Genomic DNA, 231 nt, shown 5'->3' with positions numbered 1-231 from the left:
CCAATGGAGCGAATCGGCATTCCATTATCAAAATTATGTAAAATGGTTAAACAATAAGGGAAAATATCTTGGCTTAAGTTCGAAGCTCTCCCCATTTTCTTTTGTCTTGAGAAGCCTCCACCTGTTTGTTTACTGTAACCAATGGATAAATGAACATTCTGAGCCACCACTTGATGCATGCGTAAACGAAAACATACATCGTCCAATAGCTCCAACAGCAATAACTCCACT

General features: G+C 39.0%; 1 protein-coding gene. It reads right to left on the bottom strand.

Translation table 11 applies throughout. The features are described 5' to 3' along the window. A partial coding sequence (locus SB753_RS42110) for a hypothetical protein (RefSeq protein ID WP_410805830.1) occupies positions 1–215 on the bottom strand: 215 nt, incomplete at its 3' end. Positions 216–231: the final 16 nt, after the last annotated feature.

This window comes from Paraburkholderia sp. SIMBA_053 (assembly GCF_046534895.1).
Classification (GTDB): Bacteria; Pseudomonadota; Gammaproteobacteria; order Burkholderiales; family Burkholderiaceae; genus Paraburkholderia; species Paraburkholderia caledonica.
Note: the sequence above shows the minus strand (reverse complement) of the source record. Positions and strands in the feature narration are given on the sequence as shown.